Origin of the sequence: Gilliamella sp. A7 (assembly GCF_002142015.1) — a bacterium.
GTDB classification, from domain to species: Bacteria; Pseudomonadota; Gammaproteobacteria; order Enterobacterales; family Orbaceae; genus Gilliamella; species Gilliamella apis_A.
The window spans coordinates 1-1,026 of the sequence record NZ_NASN01000113.1 but is presented as its reverse complement, the minus strand read 5'-3'; the positions used below and the strand labels follow the sequence as shown (position 1 = coordinate 1,026).

Below are 1,026 nucleotides of genomic sequence, written 5' to 3'. Positions count from 1 at the left end.
AATTATGCTAGTAAATAAACTTAAAGCTAGCAAATTATGGCCAATTAGGCTATCGCATATTTAAGTGAATGGAATTGAGAATGAATAATAAAGTGAAACAATCAAAGTTCAAAATATTATTGGCAATCAGCATTATTATGGCTATTGGTAGTTATTTTTTATATTTTCATCATTTATTTAAGCAAGACAGAGACTTTGGTTTTGTTGATACAGAAAATATAACCATGGACTACACTATTTACCCGTCAACCATTCCTGAAAACCAATTATTACGTATAAAAGAAGCTAAAGAACTATATAGTCGAGCATTCGACGATCAAGTATTTTATACTGTCCAATCCCCTGATGAGTTAGTAAAATTTATCAAACATGCTTGGCAGTGGGATAAAAATGCAATGCCCTATTATTATGATCTTCTTCATTGGCATGACTTATATGATGAAAATGTTAGAGAAGACGGTTATATATCATTTACTGAATTTATGAAAAAATATCGCGATCAGTTAGTTGATAACACTGGCAAACCATTAGTTGAACCGGTGGTATTTAAAAATCCGGATATGGATATTTATTTATGGAATAAATTCGCTGATTTAAAATACCCAAAATTTGCTTACCGAAAGGGGTGGAAATTTAGTCCATGTAAAGGCAATAAAAATGGGGAATATCTTCCATGCACTGATGAACAATTAAAAGAGAGTATTAAATATTTCACTTATGCTTTAGAAGGTGGTTATCACTGTTATGAGGATTTGACTGCACGAATGCTGTTTCAACAGGGCGATCATTATAAAAATAACGATTTTAAAAAAATTAATAAATTAACCGAATATCGTAAATCATTAACGCTAGAAGATTTAAAACTGGCAATTGATTATACCGAAATAATGGCTGAGCACAGCTCAATTATTGGTATATTAAGGGTCACTGAAGCCTATTTATATGGTTTAGGGCGTGAGCAAGATCTCGTAAAAGCCTATGCATGGACACTATTAAGTGATTATGCAAAACAAACAATCATTGAGA

At 31.6% G+C, this 1,026-nt stretch carries 1 protein-coding gene; it reads left to right on the top strand.

Features of this window, described 5'->3' with window-relative positions:
* Positions 1 to 80 precede the first annotated feature (80 nt).
* A partial coding sequence (locus B6D18_RS12375) for a hypothetical protein (RefSeq protein ID WP_144064010.1) occupies positions 81 to 1,026 on the top strand: 946 nt, incomplete at its 3' end.